This is a genomic window from Cellulosilyticum lentocellum DSM 5427 (assembly GCF_000178835.2).
Classification (GTDB): domain Bacteria; phylum Bacillota; class Clostridia; order Lachnospirales; family Cellulosilyticaceae; genus Cellulosilyticum; species Cellulosilyticum lentocellum.
Genome location: NC_015275.1, coordinates 892,337 through 908,468, shown reverse-complemented (window position 1 = coordinate 908,468; position 16,132 = coordinate 892,337). Strand labels below are relative to the sequence as shown.

Sequence of the window (16,132 nt, the reverse complement as noted above, 5' to 3'; positions counted from 1 at the left end):
CTAGCTTCTCTGCTGTATCTCTCTTTTTCCATTAGCTTTTATATCAAATAAAGAAAAAACTATCACACAACATAGTAATTGTGTGATAGTCTCAATACATTTTACTCTTTCATGTTTACTGTGGTATTGTACCACTTATTACTGCATCATTGTAAAACACAACAGCCCCATTACTGTATGAGTGATCATTACTTTGGTCAAAGTTTGACCAATTCGTATTTATTAATCGCCCTTCTATTTCCAGAGTATCTCCTACTTCTAGGTCATATCCAACCTTTTCGAAAGTTAGCTCTAAATACGTGTCAGCACCATTAACAGGTGTATCTAAGTTAACAACTTTATAAGTTATATCACTTGTTAACGCTGCATACCAAGGTGCTTTATTAAAGGTCATGCTTGCATGGTCACAGAAATAGGTTTGCCCCACATTCCCCTCTTTAGTGAAATAGTAACGTACACTTAAAGCCGCTAAATCAACTGCCTCACCTTCTGTATTTTTCATTATTATTTTTCGACCTATTGTGTTGCTAGTAATTGAGTCACTTCCTTGCATTTTAAAACTAAAACCTTCTAAGTCACTTATCACTACTGGTAATTTAATTTGCATTGTTACAGGCTTACCTTCTTTTTCCTCTCCATTTGCTAAGGTAGCAACTGCTTTAAATGTTACTGTTAAGTTACCACTAGCTCCGCCTTTAGATGGCGTATTATAAAGCGTTGTATAGGTTAGTCCACTGCCTTCTCCTAGCTTTTCATTATTAGCATAAATAGCAATCTTCGTCACAGCTTCATTTTCACTAACGGCTGTCACTGGTATACTTACACTTCCTTTAGTAGCATCCACTATACTTCCTTCTGCAGGCTCTATAAGTTTTACAACAAGGGCTTCTGGCATGCGATATACAACAGTTATAGTAACAGGCTTACTTGTGATTGTTGTACCATTTGCCAAATGAGCTTTTGCACTAAAAGCAATTTTCCTTTGTTCAACGTTAGAGATATTATCTGCCACATAATCAAAAGTATATGGTGCATTTTGAACTTCTCCAATTTGAATACCATCTGCATAATAAGCAATACTTGTAACAGATTCTTCTGCAGCACCAACAATTGCTTCTAATGTAATTGGCTTTTCTCCTTCTATGTAGCTTATTGTACTACCTTCAACAGGTGTATTAATACTCACATTATAACTTGTAGGCTCTTTGCCAAATACTTTCTCACCATTTAAATAAATAGGCACGTACTCTGTAAGTGCTTCTACCTTTGTTAAACCTTCATGACTCCAGTCATTTGTAAAATCCCAATGTACCTTATACTGACTATCTTGAGTTGGCACAAGGCCAAAATGAATTTCACGATTACCATGAAAACTATTTTGGGACCAGTCTAATTCTATATAAGCAATGTTTTTTTCCTCATCCCACATAAAAGGTCCATTGATATTGGTTTTAACACCATCCACAATACTTGCTTGGTCATACATTACTTGCACTGATAATTCTTTTAAACTTTGCCCTGCCTCTACCATCTCAGAAATATCAAAGAAATATCTAGCTTTTAGTCCACTTTCAAAACTTGGCGGACAGCTGGTATCATTATGAATTTTCACTGTTATTTGAGAACGCTCACTATTTTCTTGTTCAATCTTTGCTGTAGCATAAAATGGACGTTCATCTTTTTCCTGTGGTGGAAAGTTTTCTAGAGGTGCTTGTCCTTTTCCATAAAGCTCATAAAGTCCGGCAAGGGCACCTACAAAACCTGCATTATAATCAATTGCCACTTCATTATAGACATAGTCTGTAATATCATCTTTATGATAATCATCTCCATCTGGTCCACCTACTAAAGCACCCCAAAGTGTATGTCTTTCTACTGCAGGCTCAAGCATACTATTGGTTAATGAACCATGTGCAGCACGGTGGTGTGGATAAATAGCTGAGATATCAGAGTATCCTACCTCATAACAGCGATTCATCGGATTATCTCCTAATAAATAGTCCATTTGTGATTTACACCACTTAGTAAAATCACTATTGGCTTTATACTTATTATAAACAAGTGCACATAGTTGAGCTGTTGTTTCATACCTTGCAGATCCCCAAGTGCTTACTACCTTATAGCCTGCTGGTGTACTTGCCATGTAAGTGGTATCATTAGGATTTTCATGTGGCACACCTGACCAGTATTCAATATTCCATCTAAAAAAGTACCAATGCTCAGGATTATTGGTAAGTGGTGCTAATTTAGCAAACACACCTCCCCAAACCGTATCCCACGAATGTACCCAAATATTTTGCCAAGTACTTGAGGTTGTACTAATAATACGACTCATATAGCCTGTATAAGCGCCATTTGCATCTACAGCTGTAATATCCGTAAGATAAGATTTATCTCCCGTAGCAATGCTTAGCCATACAGCTGCCCAAGACATCTCATCCTCATCATAGCTTGAATTATAAAATCCTCCTGAAAAACCAAGTCCTCTATTTTCTTTTGCAAATTCATAGAGTGCCTCGGCTGTTTCTAAGCTTTTCTCTGCATAAGCAGGGTCAGAATCCTTAAAGTTTAAGTAGTTAATAGCAAGTGAAGCTGCTGCTCCTGCACATTGGTCACTAGCAGGTGTCTGTGCTGATGCAAAAAAGGCCGGTCTGGCTGTTTTTTGAAGTTCAGGTGGTCCCCAATAATTATGGTCTGTTGTACCATCTCCTACTTGATAAGCAAAAGCAACAACTTCACCCTCACTATTTTTAAAGGTACAGCGCATAAAATAATCATTAAACCCTCTTAAAATACTTTCAATGTGCTCCTTCTCTCCAATTGCTACATAAGACTCTTTAAATTCATAGTACCCCCACCCTAATGTAGAGCCAGAATAACTTTGAGGTAATCCAAATTTTACATGATCTCCTGCATCATGAAAACCACCACTTAGGTCTACAGTGCCATCTCCATCAGGATCTAAAGTCTCCTTATTTTGTTTAATGAAACTGGCAGATAGATTAGTACCCATGCCTGTCACATCATCTTTGGGTACCAAGGGAACAAACTTGTCCTCTGTATGACAATCTCCACGCCAAGTTAATTCCCCTTCACCTACACCGGGCCCACATTTGTTTGCATCATAGAAATACATGGATTTTTGGAAAGCTTCAGCATAGTTAAAGGGTGGTTCTACAGGGCCTGCAATAATAGGCATACTAACACCTAGATTGAGTACCATAGAAGTTGCCATTAAGCTGACCATAATTTTTTTATACCTTTTGTTCATAAAACTCCCTCCTTTGTATTTTCTAAATATTTTGTACTTTAATCCTATCACTGCTACCTTTACTGTAAATATATTTTGTATACTATGTAAAATATCTACACTTATTGTGTAAGTTTGTAAAACAAAAAAGTAGTATAACTAAAAGGTCTCTGAGAAATATGCCTCTCGATGACTTTTAGTTATACTACTTCTACTCTCTCATTCATTTAACCTATCCCAATCTTCATTCCAAATCCTATTACCACTCCAAATATGATCCTTTATACTCCTAGCATCCATAAGATTGCTATCTCCAAATATTCATTCCAGAATTTCCAATCATGTACACCTTGGCTTTCTTTATAAGTTACATCCACCCCTTCTGCTTTTAAGAAATCATGAAAAGCTCTGTTTTCTCCTATTAAAAAGTCTTCTGTACCACACGCCATAAAGATAGGTTGAATCATTTCTCCCTTTTTCTTTCTTTCCTTCACTAGATATTCTGGGTTATTGACGCTGCTTTCTAATTCTCTTAAATCTCCAAAAGTATTTACATAGTAATCATAATCAGCTTTAGCATCTCTAAAACCTTCTTTTTTATTTTTAATATTATGTATGATGAGAGCTGATGATAAACCAAACATCTTTCCAAAGTTCTCTGGATATTGAAGTCCTGTATGAATTGCTCCAAAGCCTCCCATAGATAACCCACCAATAAAGGTATCTTCCTTTTGATTAGATAGCCCAAAAGTTTTTCTAATATAGGTCACTAATTCTTGACCTGTAAACTGTCCATAGGCCCTTCCTGTTCCTTTTCCATCTAAATAAAAGCTATTTTCTCCAGAGGGCATGACTATTGCAAGGTTATATTTGATTGCCATCTCCTGGGCCAGGCTTCCCAACATCCAATCTACAGTGTTCCCTGAAAAGCCATGAAGTAAATACAAGGTTTTAGTTGCTCTTTCATAATGCTTATTACCCTGTATCATTCCTGATGGTACATCATTAGGTAAGATGACATGAATTGTATTACTTCTCATAAGTGAGTTTGAAAAAAAGTTGACTTGTAGTAATGCCATAATCTTATTCCTCTCATTCGTGAATTTTATAAGGCTGATCTTTTATCTATGGTAGCACATGGATATAGGACTGTCTTATTAAGCATTTCGGCTTATAGTGATATAATCATTAAGGCAATTTGATTTGATTTAGCCTAACAAATGATATATTAATAAGGAATATGCTTTTAGTTGGACAGTCCCGTAGATCTATCAACTCATCAACTATATACTTTTTACAATGTCACCTGCAAATTGTGTTAAATAAGGTGCTGCTACTTCTCCATATGCTTCAACTATTTTCACAATGGCACTACCTACAATAATGCCATCAGCATAATCTTTTAATACAACGGCTTGCTCCTTGGTAGAAATACCAAAACCTAAGGCAGTGGGTATCGTGCAGTGGGTTTTAATCGTTTCAAAAAAACTTCCTAAATCAGTTTCTATGCTTTCTCTTGTTCCTGTTACACCCAGAGAAGAAACACAGTATAAGAAACCTGTAGCCGTTTCACATATGGCCTTTATACGTTCTCCCGAAGTAGGTGCCACTAAAGCGATTAAATCTACTCCGTTTGCTTTTGCATAGCTATTAAACTCTTCCTTTTCTTCTAAAGGCACATCTGGAGTAATAATACCATCTACGCCTGCTTCCTGGCATCTCTTAAAGAAGTTCTCTATTCCGTAGTGATGAATAGTATTGGCATACATTAAAAATACCAGTGGAATCCTCGTTTTTTCTCTTACTCTTTCTACTAATTCAAAAACAGCTTCTAAACTAAAACCCTTTGCCATAGCCCTTAAATTAGCTCTTTGAATGACTGGGCCATCTGCTACTGGATCTGAAAAAGGAATGCCAAGCTCAATAAGGGTACTTCCTGCTTTCTCTAAGGCATAGATAAACGCCTCTGTTGCTTCTATATGAGGGTCACCTGCTGTAATAAAAGGAATAAAAGCTTTTTTTCCCTCCTTCTTCTTTTCATCAAATGCTGCTTGTATATTACTCATGTACATCTACCCCCTTATATCTAGCAATAGCGGCTACATCCTTGTCGCCTCTTCCTGAAACATTGATTACAATGGTTTGATCCTTTCTCATGGTACCTGCTATTTTCATAGCATAAGCTATGGCATGAGAGCTTTCAATGGCTGGAATAATTCCCTCTGTTTTTGAAAGATATTCAAAAGCAGCTACTGCTTCTTCATCAGTAGCTGGCACATAGGCAGCTCTTCCTGTGTCAAAAAGATACGCATGCTCTGGTCCAATACCTGGATAATCAAGTCCTGCTGAAATGGAATACACAGGTGCAATACTACCTTCCTCTGTTTGTAAGAAATAAGATTTCATGCCATGAAAAATACCTACTTCACCCTTACTTAAGGTAGCTGCATGTTCTGTCGTATGAATACCATGTCCTGCTGCTTCTACGCCTGTAAGCTTTACTTCCTTATTAGGAATAAATTCATAAAAAGCCCCCATGGCATTACTGCCTCCACCTACACAAGCAATGACTACATCTGGCAACTTGCCTTCTGCTTCTAACATCTGACTTTTTATTTCCTTTCCTATAATACTTTGAAAATCTCTTACCATTTCTGGATAAGGATGAGGACCCATAACAGAACCAATACAATAAAAGGTATCTTCTACCGTCCTGGTCCAATCTTGAAGTGCTGCATTAACTGCATCTTTTAAGGTCCTAGTTCCCGTTAAAACCGATGTTACCTTTGCACCTAGAAGCTCCATACGAAATACATTAAGTGCCTGTCTAATGGTATCTTCTTCCCCCATAAACACCTCACAACTCATTCCCATAAGTGCTGCTGCTGTGGCTGTGGCTACGCCATGTTGACCTGCGCCTGTTTCTGCAATAATACGTTTTTTACCCATACGTTTTGCTAATAACACTTGGCCTAACACATTATTAATTTTATGAGACCCTGTATGATTGAGGTCCTCTCTCTTTAAATAAACCTTAGCACCACCTAAGTCCTTCGTCATCTTATCTGCATAATAAAGCAAAGAAGGTCTACCCGTATACTTTGCAAAAAGTTCCTCTAGCTCTCTATTAAAAGCTTCATCTTCTTTATAATAGGCATAAGCTTCCTCTAATTCCTTCACAGCACTCATCAATGTCTCTGGGATATATTGTCCTCCGTAAATGCCATATCTACCTGTTTCTTTCATATCATTCTCACCCCATTTGATTCTTATTTTATTTTTTAATTTCTTTCATTACGCTTCATAAGCTCTATATTTTTGTATCAATTCACTCACTTTTATAGCATCTTTTACCCCATTAGTTTCTACACCACTGCTGACATCAATGGCAAACGGTTTCCATTTACAAGCTTCTTCTATATTATGAAGTCCTATCCCTCCAGCTAAGAAGTAAGACCTTTTAACTACCTCCAATAACTTCCAATCGAAGCTCTTGCCACTACCGCCATAAAGTCCTTCCTGATACGTATCAAAAAGTAGATAATCTGCCGTCACTTCTTGAATAAAAGATAACAAATGCTTTAATTGCTTTTCATCCTTAATTCTCATAGCCTTAATCACGGGGATACTCACTTGCTGCTTTAGTTCCTTGATCATTTCTAAGGACTCGTCTCCATGAAGCTGAACGACATCAATAACCTTATCCTCGGCATACTGACCTATTACCTCAAGGCTTTCATTCACAAAAACTCCAACAGCCAAAATCGAAGGATTGAGTAATGCTTTTAGCTTCTTAGCTACCTCGTAATTAACCTGCCTTTTACTAGGAGCCAAAATAAATCCCACATAATCAGGCCCATACTTATTCACAATTTTTACATCATTTTCAGACTTTAATCCACAAATTTTAATTTTACTCATATTTCTATCCCCTCTTGTTTCTCTCGTTGTGTCTAATAAGCTCCTTTAAATAGCTGTAGTTTCTCCACTCTATTAGACGCAGTCATCAAACTTTCTCCTATTAATGCTGCATCACAGCCTATTTCTTTTAATAAAGCCATATCCTGAGTTGTATGAATGCCACTTTCAGCTACAAATACTTTGTCTTTAGGTACTAAAGCTCTTAGTCGAATAGAGGTTTCTAAGCTTACTTCAAAGTTCCGTAAGTTTCTATTATTAACCCCTATCACTTCTGCCCCAGCTGACAACGCTCCATCTACTTCTCTTGCATCATGGGTTTCTACAAGTGTTTGCAACTGTAAACTCTTTGCTAAGCTTAAATAGTTTCTTAGCTGAGTTTCAGATAAAGCAGCTACAATAAGTAAGATCGCATCTGCTCCTATTGATTTTGCTTCATAGATTTGCCACTCATCAATAATGAAATCTTTTCTAAGAATAGGGAGTTTCACCTTTTCCTTAATAGTTGTCAAATAATGATTATCTCCCTGAAAATACTTAGGCTCAGTAAGTACTGATATAGCAGATGCACCTCCTATTTCATAGTCTTTAGCAATAGTTAGATAATTAAAATCCTGACATATCAAACCTTTAGAAGGTGAGGCTTTTTTTACCTCAGCAATAATATGGATGGACCTTTCATCTTCTCTTTTTAGTGCTTTCTTAAAATCCAAAGTAGCAAAGTTTTGAAACTCTATATCCCCCATTAACTGGGAAGTAGAATAGCGTTCTTTAAGTGCTGCTACTGCCCTTTTTCTATCCGCTATAATTTGGTCTAGTATCATATGGCCTCCTTCACGAAGCTTTGTGTTGCATTAATGAAAGCTTCTAATTTCTCCATAGCCTTGCCACTATCAATAAGCTCCTCTGCTAAGCTAATGCAGCTTTTCAAATCTTGATTTTCTAAAGCAGTATAAAGTGCCACACCTGCATTTAAAGCAACCATATCTCTTTTGGGTCCCTTTTCACCCTTTAAAATACTAAGGGCAATTGCCTTATTTTCCTCTGCCCCGCCCCCTGTTACTTCACTTAAAGGTGCTACGCTAAGCCCTAGACTTATTGGGTCAATGCTATAGCATGTAAGCTTCCCCTCTCTTACTTCACACACCTTAGTCTTACCGCTAATAGAGACTTCATCTACCCCATCTTCACCATGAACTACCATAGCTCTTTTCACTCCTAGGTTAAATAGCACCTTTGCCATAGGTTCTACTAAAGCCTCATCATAAACCCCCATCACTTGAAGATTGGCATAAGCCGGATTAGCTAAAGGCCCTAAGATATTGAAGATTGTTCTAACCCCTAAATCCTTCCGGGTCTTAGCCACATACTTCATGGCACTGTGATAAACTGGTGCAAACATGAAACAAATACCTATTTCTTTTAATACCTCTTCATTTTGTTCTTTGGTTAAGTCTAATTTCACGCCTAAGGCTTCTAGTACATCTGCACTACCACATTTACTAGAAACACTGCGATTTCCATGCTTAGCTACCTGAATACCTGCTGCTGCTACCACTAAGGAAGCTACCGTAGACACATTAAAGGTATTTGTACAATCTCCTCCTGTCCCTACAATATCAATAAGATTGCCTTCTCCCTTCAGCTGCAAACACTTTTCTCTCATACCTTTGGCACTGCCTGTAATCTCTTCTATGGTTTCTCCTTTCATACGAAGAGCAGTTAAATAGCTTCCTATTTGTGCTTCTGAAGCTTCTCCGCTCATAATCCAATCCATTGCTAAAGTGGCTTCTTCGATGCTTAAGTTTTTACCTTCTAACACTTTTTTTGCTATTTCATTCATAAACTACACCTCCAAAAAGTTTTTGATTATTTTTTTACCTTCAAGCGTTAAGATGGACTCTGGGTGAAACTGAAGTCCAAAGGTTGGATGACTTTCATGTTTAAGAGCCATAATAGCTCCTTCTTTATCCTCTGCTACTACAACAAGTTCTTTTGGCAAGCTCTTTCTCTCCACAATAAGGGAATGATATCTACCAACTAGAAGCTCCTCCGGTAATTCACTAAAAAGCTTACAGCTCTGATCCACCTCAATATAACTGGTTTTACCATGTAAGATTTCTTTTGCTCTCATTACCTTCCCACCAAAAGCTTCTCCTATAGCTTGATGTCCAAGACATACCCCTAAGATAGGTACCTTCCCACTAAAATACTTAATCGCCTCTAAAGAAATGCCTGCGTCTTTAGGATACTTAGGTCCCGGAGAGATGACTAAATGACTAGGCTTTAACTTTTCTATTTCAGAAAGCGTGATATCGTCATTTCTAAAAACTTTTATATCTTCATTCATGCTTCCTATAAGCTGATAAAGGTTATAAGTAAAGCTATCATAATTATCAATCATTAAAATCATAAAATCTCCCTCACCTTCTTCATGGCTTCTAATACGGCTGCTCCTTTATTAACACTTTCCTCATATTCCTTTTCTGGAATGGAATCTAGTACAATACCACCACCTGCTTGAATATAAGCATAACCGTCTTTTTTCACAACTGTACGAATAGCAATGCATGTATCTAAATTACCATCGTAGCCAATATAGCCAATAGCGCCTCCATAAACACCTCTTCTTGATTCTTCTAGCTCTTCAATAATCTCCATAGCCCTTACTTTAGGTGCTCCTGACAAAGTCCCTGCTGGTAAGATGGAACGAATCGCATCTATGCTTGTTAAACCTTTCTTAAGCTTTCCTTGAACCGTACTGGTGATATGAGTCACATGAGAGAACTTTTTAAGCACCATATAATCTATAACTTCTACAGTATTAAATTCACTAATGCGTCCTAGATCATTTCTAGCCAAATCCACCAACATGTTGTGTTCAGCTAATTCTTTAGTGTCTTTTAATAGTTCTTCATCTAACAATGCATCCTCTTCTGGGGTCTTACCTCTGGGTCTTGTTCCTGCAATAGGCATGGTAGTCACTACACTACCTTGCACTTTTACTAAGGTTTCTGGTGAAGCCCCTGCCAGCTGCAGATCATCGAACTGCATTAAATACATATAAGGTGAGGGGTTAATGGTCCTAAGTACCCTATAAACATCAAATAAATTACTTTCTAGTTTTGCTTTGAAAACCTGTGAGAGAACAACTTGAAAAATATCTCCATTGCGAATGTATTCTTTGGCTTTTTCTACACGTTTCATAAAAGCTTCTTTACTGGTGTTACTTTCAAAGCTTAACTCTTCTTCAAATTGCACCTTTCTACGTTTAGTGGGTCTACTAATGAACTCTGCTAATTCTTCTAACCTTCTTTTACCTTCACTATAAGCTTCCTCTATAGCACCACTCTTAGTATCTACGTTGAAAATAAGAATGAGTTTTTGTTTAAAGTGATCAAAAGCAATGACCTCATCGAAAAACATAAGTTTCATATCAGCAGCCTGAAGTTCGTCTTTATTACTTAACTTCAGCTTCTCTACATATTTCACAGTTTCATAGCCAAAGTAGCCTACCGCACCGCCTGTAAAAGGTGGCAAACCTTCTAGCTTTGGTGCTTTATAGCCTTCTAAAATCCCCTTTAATCCCTTCAAAGGATTTTCCTCACTACAGCTCACTTTCTCTCTAGTCACATAAAAGCTTTTACCATCCTTTACGAAAAAATTGGCTTTTGGATTGCAACCAATAAAGGTATATCTAGCAATCTTTTCGCCGCCCTCGATGCTTTCTAACATAAAATAACGATCATACTCTTCCTTAATCCTACTGAGTACTGCAATAGGCGTTTGAAAATCCATATACATCTCTAAACGAATAGGGATTTTGTTATACTTCTTGGCTAAAGCCTTTACTTCTTCTAAACTTGGTTTAAATATGTCCGGCCTTTTTAATTGGGTTTCACTCATTATTACTCCTCCTTTTCATTCATAACCTTAATCACTGGCTTTTTTTGGGGTTTTCATTGATTACCAAATCAAATATAAACTAGGAATAATGGCCTCTTATGAGAGAGAAGTAAGCCTGTAAACCAAATAAAAAACGCCCATCCTAGATGAAAAAATCATCAAGGATGAGCGTATAGTTAGTCTATGCCCACGGTACCACCTTGCTTCGTATGAAAAAATCATACGCACTTATGCAGAATGCCATCACATTCCTCACCCGTAACGGAGGTGTATCGTCATAAGATACTTAGAGACTTGCTCTTTTCATTATGCCCTCAGGAGTCCATTTGTCTAATTCGTTTACTGCTAGGTTTCCACCACCCCTAGCTCTCTGGAAGTTCGTGATTAGTTTTATCTCTCCCTCATAGGTTTTTAAGGTCTATTTGATTAATATCTAATATAAACTTATTTTTTAAAAAATTCAATACTTTTTGTTTTATTTTTTAATATTATTTTTATTAAATGTATTTTCTCTTTAAATATCATATATATCAGAGAATTCAATATTACATTTTTCTTCTATTTGTTGACTTGTACTTCCATAATAAATATCTTTCTCATCTGAAATCTGCACGATAGGGATTTCAAAGATAAAGCTAGAGCCTTTATTTAATTGACTCTTCGCCCAAATGCTTCCCTCATGCAATTCCACCAAATATTTACTCACTGTAAGCCCAGTGCCACTACCCTCACATTTTCTATTAAGTGAGGTATCAATCTTTGCAAAACGTTTAAATATGTACTCTAATTCTGTTTTTGGAATACCAATACCATTATCTTTAACTGTAACTCTTACCTTATTATCCTTTACTGTTAAACTTACTCGTACTTTGCTTTCATCTTTCCTATATTTTATCGTATTAGATAACAAGTTAAGCATAATTTGTTCAATAGCTGATGGATCACAAGCTGTTATTAACTCTTGTATATCTGTGTCAAAGGTTATTTTAACTTTGGTACTTTGCATATGGTCTGCTACTGCCAAGCTAATTTGCCTAACTATACTTACAATATCACAGTTTATAAAATTTAACCGATATTCATCTGATTCCAGCTTTGCTATTTCAGTCAAATTTCTAATCAGTCTTAACAACCGATACACATTACGCTGAATAATTTTATCATGTCGTTTAAGAATATTTAACTCTATTTCCTGCCCATTCTTTTCTAGCGCACTCTTTATTTCTTCAGATTCTAACTGCAATGTCATATAAATGACATTAAGAGGTGTCTTTAATTCATGAGACATATTAATAAGAAATTCATCTTTTAACATTTCTAACTCTTCTGCTTCTCGCTTAGCTAGGCGTTCTTCTTCTCGCTCTTTTTGCAGGGTAATATCTCTCCCTGTAAGCAAATGAATTTTTTTATTAGCTATATATTTACCACGCCACTCGATCCACTTATACTTTCCATCTTTACACTTACATTTTGCTATATTTGTAGCTACTTGCCCACTTGCTTTACACTCATTGATGGCTGTGATAATTTGAACAGCATCAGGATAATCAATAAACTCCACATAGTTCTTTTTTAACACCTCGGACTCTTCCCACCCTAAGATATCCTGAAAACCATTATTACAACTAATAATCTCTAAATGCTCATTTAATATAGCATGTACGTCTGTTGCTATGTTTAAGAAGGTTTGAAGCTCTTGTTCTAACGCTTGGTATCGTTTTAGTTTTTCCGATGAATGTTGATGTACTATTGATTTTTGTGCATTGCAAATTTGCACTTTTGCTACCTGATCTGTAATTAGCAATTGGTCATTTAATTGATCAAAAATATTAAACACGAAACCCCTCCTTTTCCCTTTCTCCTAGTTTACTCATATTTTATCAGTAAATTCTTTATTTTCCTATGATTATATACAATATCGCCCTATTTCTTGTTTTTATTTACAGTTTTTATAAAAATACTATATTTTACTTAGTTCTTCAACTTTTTTTGTAATTTTGGAGGCTCCTATAAATATAAACTTCTATTAGGATTACTAAAATTTTTATCTATATTATTGTTTTGTTTCACACATACTAGAGTTAAGACATAGAAAGGAGCTTTTATATGAAATCAGGTATCAAATGGTTAATCGGCATAGTTGCCCTTGTTCTTATTATTATTTTTGTAGGCGTTGGTTTTTATAACAGCTTAGTCACACTTGAGCAAGACGTGGATACTGCTAAGGCTAATATAGATACTCAGCTCCAGCGTCGCTCGGATTTAATTCCTAATTTAGTCAATACTGTTCAAGGTTATGCCTCACAAGAAAAGGAGATTTTTACGCAAATTGCAGATGCTAGAACTCAGCTTGCTGGTGCAACTAATGTAGCCGAAGAAGCAACTGCAGATAGAGCTTTATCTAGTGCTTTATCTCGCCTACTTCTAATTGTTGAAAACTATCCAGATCTAAAATCCAATCAAAACTTTAGAGATTTATCAGTTCAATTAGAAGGTACTGAGAACCGTATTGCTATTGCAAGACAAGATTATAATACTGCGGTTACTAGATACAATACCACGAGAAGAAGATTTCCCAATAATATTATTGCCGGCTTATTTAATTTTGAGCCTAGAACTTTATTTGAAGCAAGTAGCGGTGCTCAGGAAGTCCCTACTGTAGACTTTAATCGTTAATCATGAAAATAAAAGGGGCATTGAAGCGATTTTCTTCTCTTGTTTTACTTGGTATACTCATTTTTAGCAGTTTTCAGCTTAAAGCAGCTTATCGTTTTCCTGAGCCTACACCTAATAAGTACGTCAATGACTATGCAAGTGTAATCGATGAAGCATCCGCAAGGCAGATGATTAACTTAGGCTATGAACTGGAACAAAAAACAGGAGCACAAGCCATTATTGTAATTATTTCTAGCTTAGATGGTGCACCTATTGAAGATTATGCTAATCAACTTTTTCGTTCATGGGGTATTGGACAAGCTCATAAAGACAACGGACTTCTTATTTTATTAGCTATTAATGATCATAGTTGGCGTGTTGAAGTAGGTCGCGGTCTAGAGGGAGCCATACCTGATATCCTAAGTAATCAAATTATGCAAGAACTAGCTAAACCGGAATTTGTACTAAACAATTATGGTGTTGGCCTTGCTAAAGCTTATAGTAAATTGTGCGATACTATAGGTACCGAATATAATGTAACCCTTACTCACTCTCTAGGTGTAGCCTTACCAGAAAGTACCACCGCACCTATCAGTCACAGAAATGGCTATATCGGTACACTAACTATTATTGTTTTTGTTATTATTGACCTTCTTTTTAATAGAGGACGTATTTTTTCTTTTATTTTACAAATGCTCTTTTGGAATAACTTCTATAACAGAGGTGGTCCTAGAGGAGGTGGTGGTGGTGGAGGCTTTGGCGGCTTTGGTGGTGGCTCCTCAAATGGTGGAGGTTCTTCTGGTAATTGGTGAGTGACACCATCCATTTATAATAGGAAAAAGCTTTTTTTAATTACAATATAAAAAGGACTATAACATGTCCCTTAATCGGGCGATAGTATAGTCCTTCTCTATTTCTAGCAATGTATCATAAAATTCATGTCCTAACAACTAAGAAAGCCACTGAGTGCACTAGCTATTCATTTATCTCAGTATAGCCATGATAAATTTTCTATGATGTTGCATTTAATTTCTTTTGTATAATTTTTTTATATGAAAGCACGAAACAAATAACTGTTGTTGTGGCAGCTAATGTATCTGCAATAGGTTCTGCATAGAAAATCCCATTAAATCCTAATCCTAATGGAAGAATGAGTACTAATGGCACAAGTAAAATGACCTTTCTTAATAATGCTAAGAATAAAGAAATTTTTGCTTGCCCGAGAGCTATAAAGGTTTGTTGGCAAGCCATCTGTGCACCCATTACCCAAATCATACTAAGGAAAATACGCATACCCCAAATCGTCATCTCTGTTAATTCCGGTTTATCATTAAATAAACTCACGAAGAAACCTGGGAAAATCATAACCATTGCCCACAATGTTAAAGCCATTGTTATAGAACTAATAAATAATACTTTAAAAGTCTTTTTAACACGGTCCATATTATTAGCCCCGTAATTATAACTAATAATAGGCTGGGCACCTTGTGCTAAACCTGAAATAGGCATGAGCATCACTTGAAGCACACTAGAAATAATCGTCATAGCACCTACTGCCGTATCGCCATATGCTTCTCCCCCTACTTTACTGCCGTAGATAAATAAACTTTTATTAAGCACAATATTAACAAGACTTTCTGTAGCTTGCATAATAAAAGGTGCTACACCTAATGCTACAATAGGCAATAAAATCTTTTTACTTATTTTCATGTTGCTTTTTCTAATTTTTAATTTTGTCTTTTTCCCAAGCAAAAACCACATTACCCATACAGCAGATATGGTTTGAGAAATAATAGTTGCTATAGCAGCTCCTTTTACTCCCATTCCAAATCCAAAAATAAAAATAGGATCTAAAATAATATTACTAATAGCACCAATTAAAACGGTAGCCATACCCATTCCTGCAAACCCTTGAGTATTAATAAAAGGATTCATTCCTAAGGCTAATTGGACAGATATAGTTCCCAACAAATAAATACTTAAATAATCATTGGCATACCCAAAAGTATTACTACTAGCTCCAAACATCATCAAAAGAGGTCCTTTAAAGCTATAGAAAAATACCATTAAGATGGCCGAAATAACTAAAAGTGCTGATAAGCTATTTCCTAAAATCTTTTCTGCTTCCGCCTTTTTACCTTCCCCCATTTTAATAGCGGCACAAGGTGCTCCACCCATACCAATAAGTGAACTAAATGCTGTAATAAGCATTAATATAGGGAAAGTAAGCCCTATTCCTGTTAACGCTAAATCCCCTGTTTCAGGGATACGCCCAATGTAAATTCTATCAACGATATTATAAAGGGCATTAATAATCTGTGCTAAAATAGCTGGCACAGCTAACTTAAAAAGTAATTTCCCGATTGACCCCCTACCTAGGTCATTGCTTGCTGCTTCCATCCT

The 16,132-nt window shown here is 36.3% G+C and carries 13 protein-coding genes and 1 other annotated feature; of the genes, 2 read left to right on the top strand and 11 right to left on the bottom strand.

All coding sequences use genetic code 11. The features are described 5' to 3' along the window. Positions 1-115: 115 nt before the first annotated feature. The 10 genes from CLOLE_RS03790 to CLOLE_RS03745 all read right to left on the bottom strand — a co-directional run bounded on the left by CLOLE_RS03790 (position 116) and on the right by CLOLE_RS03745 (position 12,911). Positions 116-3,271: a glycoside hydrolase family 9 protein gene (locus tag CLOLE_RS03790; RefSeq protein WP_013655743.1), complete on the bottom strand. Its 3,156-nt coding sequence runs from the start codon at positions 3,269-3,271 to the stop codon at positions 116-118. Between the two features lie 260 nt (positions 3,272-3,531). Then, positions 3,532-4,290, bottom strand: coding sequence for an alpha/beta hydrolase (locus CLOLE_RS03785; protein WP_242825768.1), 759 nt, complete (start codon positions 4,288-4,290; stop codon positions 3,532-3,534). Between the two features lie 243 nt (positions 4,291-4,533). Then, positions 4,534-5,316 (bottom strand): tryptophan synthase subunit alpha, encoded by a 783-nt coding sequence (gene trpA, locus CLOLE_RS03780; RefSeq protein WP_013655741.1) that lies wholly within the window; start codon positions 5,314-5,316, stop codon positions 4,534-4,536. Then, positions 5,309-6,496 carry a tryptophan synthase subunit beta gene (trpB, locus tag CLOLE_RS03775; protein WP_013655740.1) on the bottom strand — a complete coding sequence of 396 codons (1,188 nt, stop codon included), beginning with the start codon at positions 6,494-6,496 and terminating at the stop codon, positions 5,309-5,311. Before trpB ends, trpA begins: the two co-directional genes overlap by 8 nt. A gap of 48 nt (positions 6,497-6,544) precedes the next feature. Continuing rightward, on the bottom strand, positions 6,545-7,171 hold the full coding sequence (locus CLOLE_RS03770; RefSeq protein WP_013655739.1) for a phosphoribosylanthranilate isomerase: 627 nt from the start codon (positions 7,169-7,171) through the stop codon (positions 6,545-6,547). A 32-nt stretch (positions 7,172-7,203) separates the two neighbouring features. Next, positions 7,204-7,992 (bottom strand): indole-3-glycerol phosphate synthase TrpC, encoded by a 789-nt coding sequence (trpC, locus tag CLOLE_RS03765; protein WP_013655738.1) that lies wholly within the window; start codon positions 7,990-7,992, stop codon positions 7,204-7,206. Next, entirely contained in the window at positions 7,989-9,011 is a 1,023-nt protein-coding gene (gene trpD / locus CLOLE_RS03760; protein ID WP_013655737.1) for an anthranilate phosphoribosyltransferase, read from the bottom strand. The genes trpC and trpD overlap by 4 nt, the downstream gene beginning before the upstream one ends. 3 nt (positions 9,012-9,014) lie before the next feature. Further along, complete coding sequence (locus CLOLE_RS03755; protein WP_013655736.1) at positions 9,015-9,581, bottom strand: anthranilate synthase component II; 567 nt, start codon at positions 9,579-9,581, stop codon at positions 9,015-9,017. After that, positions 9,578-11,074 (bottom strand): anthranilate synthase component I, encoded by a 1,497-nt coding sequence (trpE, locus tag CLOLE_RS03750; RefSeq protein ID WP_013655735.1) that lies wholly within the window; start codon positions 11,072-11,074, stop codon positions 9,578-9,580. The genes CLOLE_RS03755 and trpE overlap by 4 nt, the downstream gene beginning before the upstream one ends. 157 nt (positions 11,075-11,231) lie before the next feature. Then, positions 11,232-11,488: a binding site (T-box leader), on the bottom strand. Between the two features lie 100 nt (positions 11,489-11,588). Further along, entirely contained in the window at positions 11,589-12,911 is a 1,323-nt protein-coding gene (locus tag CLOLE_RS03745; RefSeq protein ID WP_013655734.1) for a PAS domain-containing sensor histidine kinase, read from the bottom strand. A gap of 269 nt (positions 12,912-13,180) precedes the next feature. On the opposite strand from CLOLE_RS03745, the gene CLOLE_RS03740 reads away from it, so the two are divergent. Both CLOLE_RS03740 and CLOLE_RS03735 read left to right on the top strand, forming a co-directional pair. Then, a complete protein-coding gene (locus tag CLOLE_RS03740; RefSeq protein WP_013655733.1) occupies positions 13,181-13,750 on the top strand; it encodes a LemA family protein in 570 nt (189 codons plus the stop codon). Positions 13,751-13,752: 2 nt separating this feature from the next. Next, a complete protein-coding gene (locus tag CLOLE_RS03735) occupies positions 13,753-14,541 on the top strand; it encodes a TPM domain-containing protein (RefSeq protein WP_013655732.1) in 789 nt (262 codons plus the stop codon). A 199-nt stretch (positions 14,542-14,740) separates the two neighbouring features. Here the strand turns inward: CLOLE_RS03735 and CLOLE_RS03730 are convergent, their stop codons facing one another. Further along, a complete protein-coding gene (locus CLOLE_RS03730) occupies positions 14,741-16,129 on the bottom strand; it encodes an MATE family efflux transporter (RefSeq protein WP_013655731.1) in 1,389 nt (462 codons plus the stop codon). Positions 16,130-16,132: the final 3 nt, after the last annotated feature.

What these genes read in the sequence shown, in the direction of transcription:
- CLOLE_RS03770 (WP_013655739.1), bottom strand. Translation starts at nt 7,171, where the DNA reads ATGAGTAAAATTAAAATTTGTGGATTAAAGTCTGAAAATGATGTAAAA.
- trpE (WP_013655735.1), bottom strand. Translation starts at nt 11,074, where the DNA reads ATGAGTGAAACCCAATTAAAAAGGCCGGACATATTTAAACCAAGTTTA.
- CLOLE_RS03730 (WP_013655731.1), bottom strand. Translation starts at nt 16,129, where the DNA reads ATGGAAGCAGCAAGCAATGACCTAGGTAGGGGGTCAATCGGGAAATTA.
- CLOLE_RS03785 (WP_242825768.1), bottom strand. Translation starts at nt 4,290, where the DNA reads ATGAGAAGTAATACAATTCATGTCATCTTACCTAATGATGTACCATCA.
- trpC (WP_013655738.1), bottom strand. Translation starts at nt 7,992, where the DNA reads ATGATACTAGACCAAATTATAGCGGATAGAAAAAGGGCAGTAGCAGCA.
- trpB (WP_013655740.1), bottom strand. Translation starts at nt 6,496, where the DNA reads ATGAAAGAAACAGGTAGATATGGCATTTACGGAGGACAATATATCCCA.
- CLOLE_RS03740 (WP_013655733.1), top strand. Translation starts at nt 13,181, where the DNA reads ATGAAATCAGGTATCAAATGGTTAATCGGCATAGTTGCCCTTGTTCTT.
- CLOLE_RS03735 (WP_013655732.1), top strand. Translation starts at nt 13,753, where the DNA reads ATGAAAATAAAAGGGGCATTGAAGCGATTTTCTTCTCTTGTTTTACTT.
- trpD (WP_013655737.1), bottom strand. Translation starts at nt 9,011, where the DNA reads ATGAATGAAATAGCAAAAAAAGTGTTAGAAGGTAAAAACTTAAGCATC.
- trpA (WP_013655741.1), bottom strand. Translation starts at nt 5,316, where the DNA reads ATGAGTAATATACAAGCAGCATTTGATGAAAAGAAGAAGGAGGGAAAA.
- CLOLE_RS03755 (WP_013655736.1), bottom strand. Translation starts at nt 9,581, where the DNA reads ATGATTTTAATGATTGATAATTATGATAGCTTTACTTATAACCTTTAT.
- CLOLE_RS03790 (WP_013655743.1), bottom strand. Translation starts at nt 3,271, where the DNA reads ATGAACAAAAGGTATAAAAAAATTATGGTCAGCTTAATGGCAACTTCT.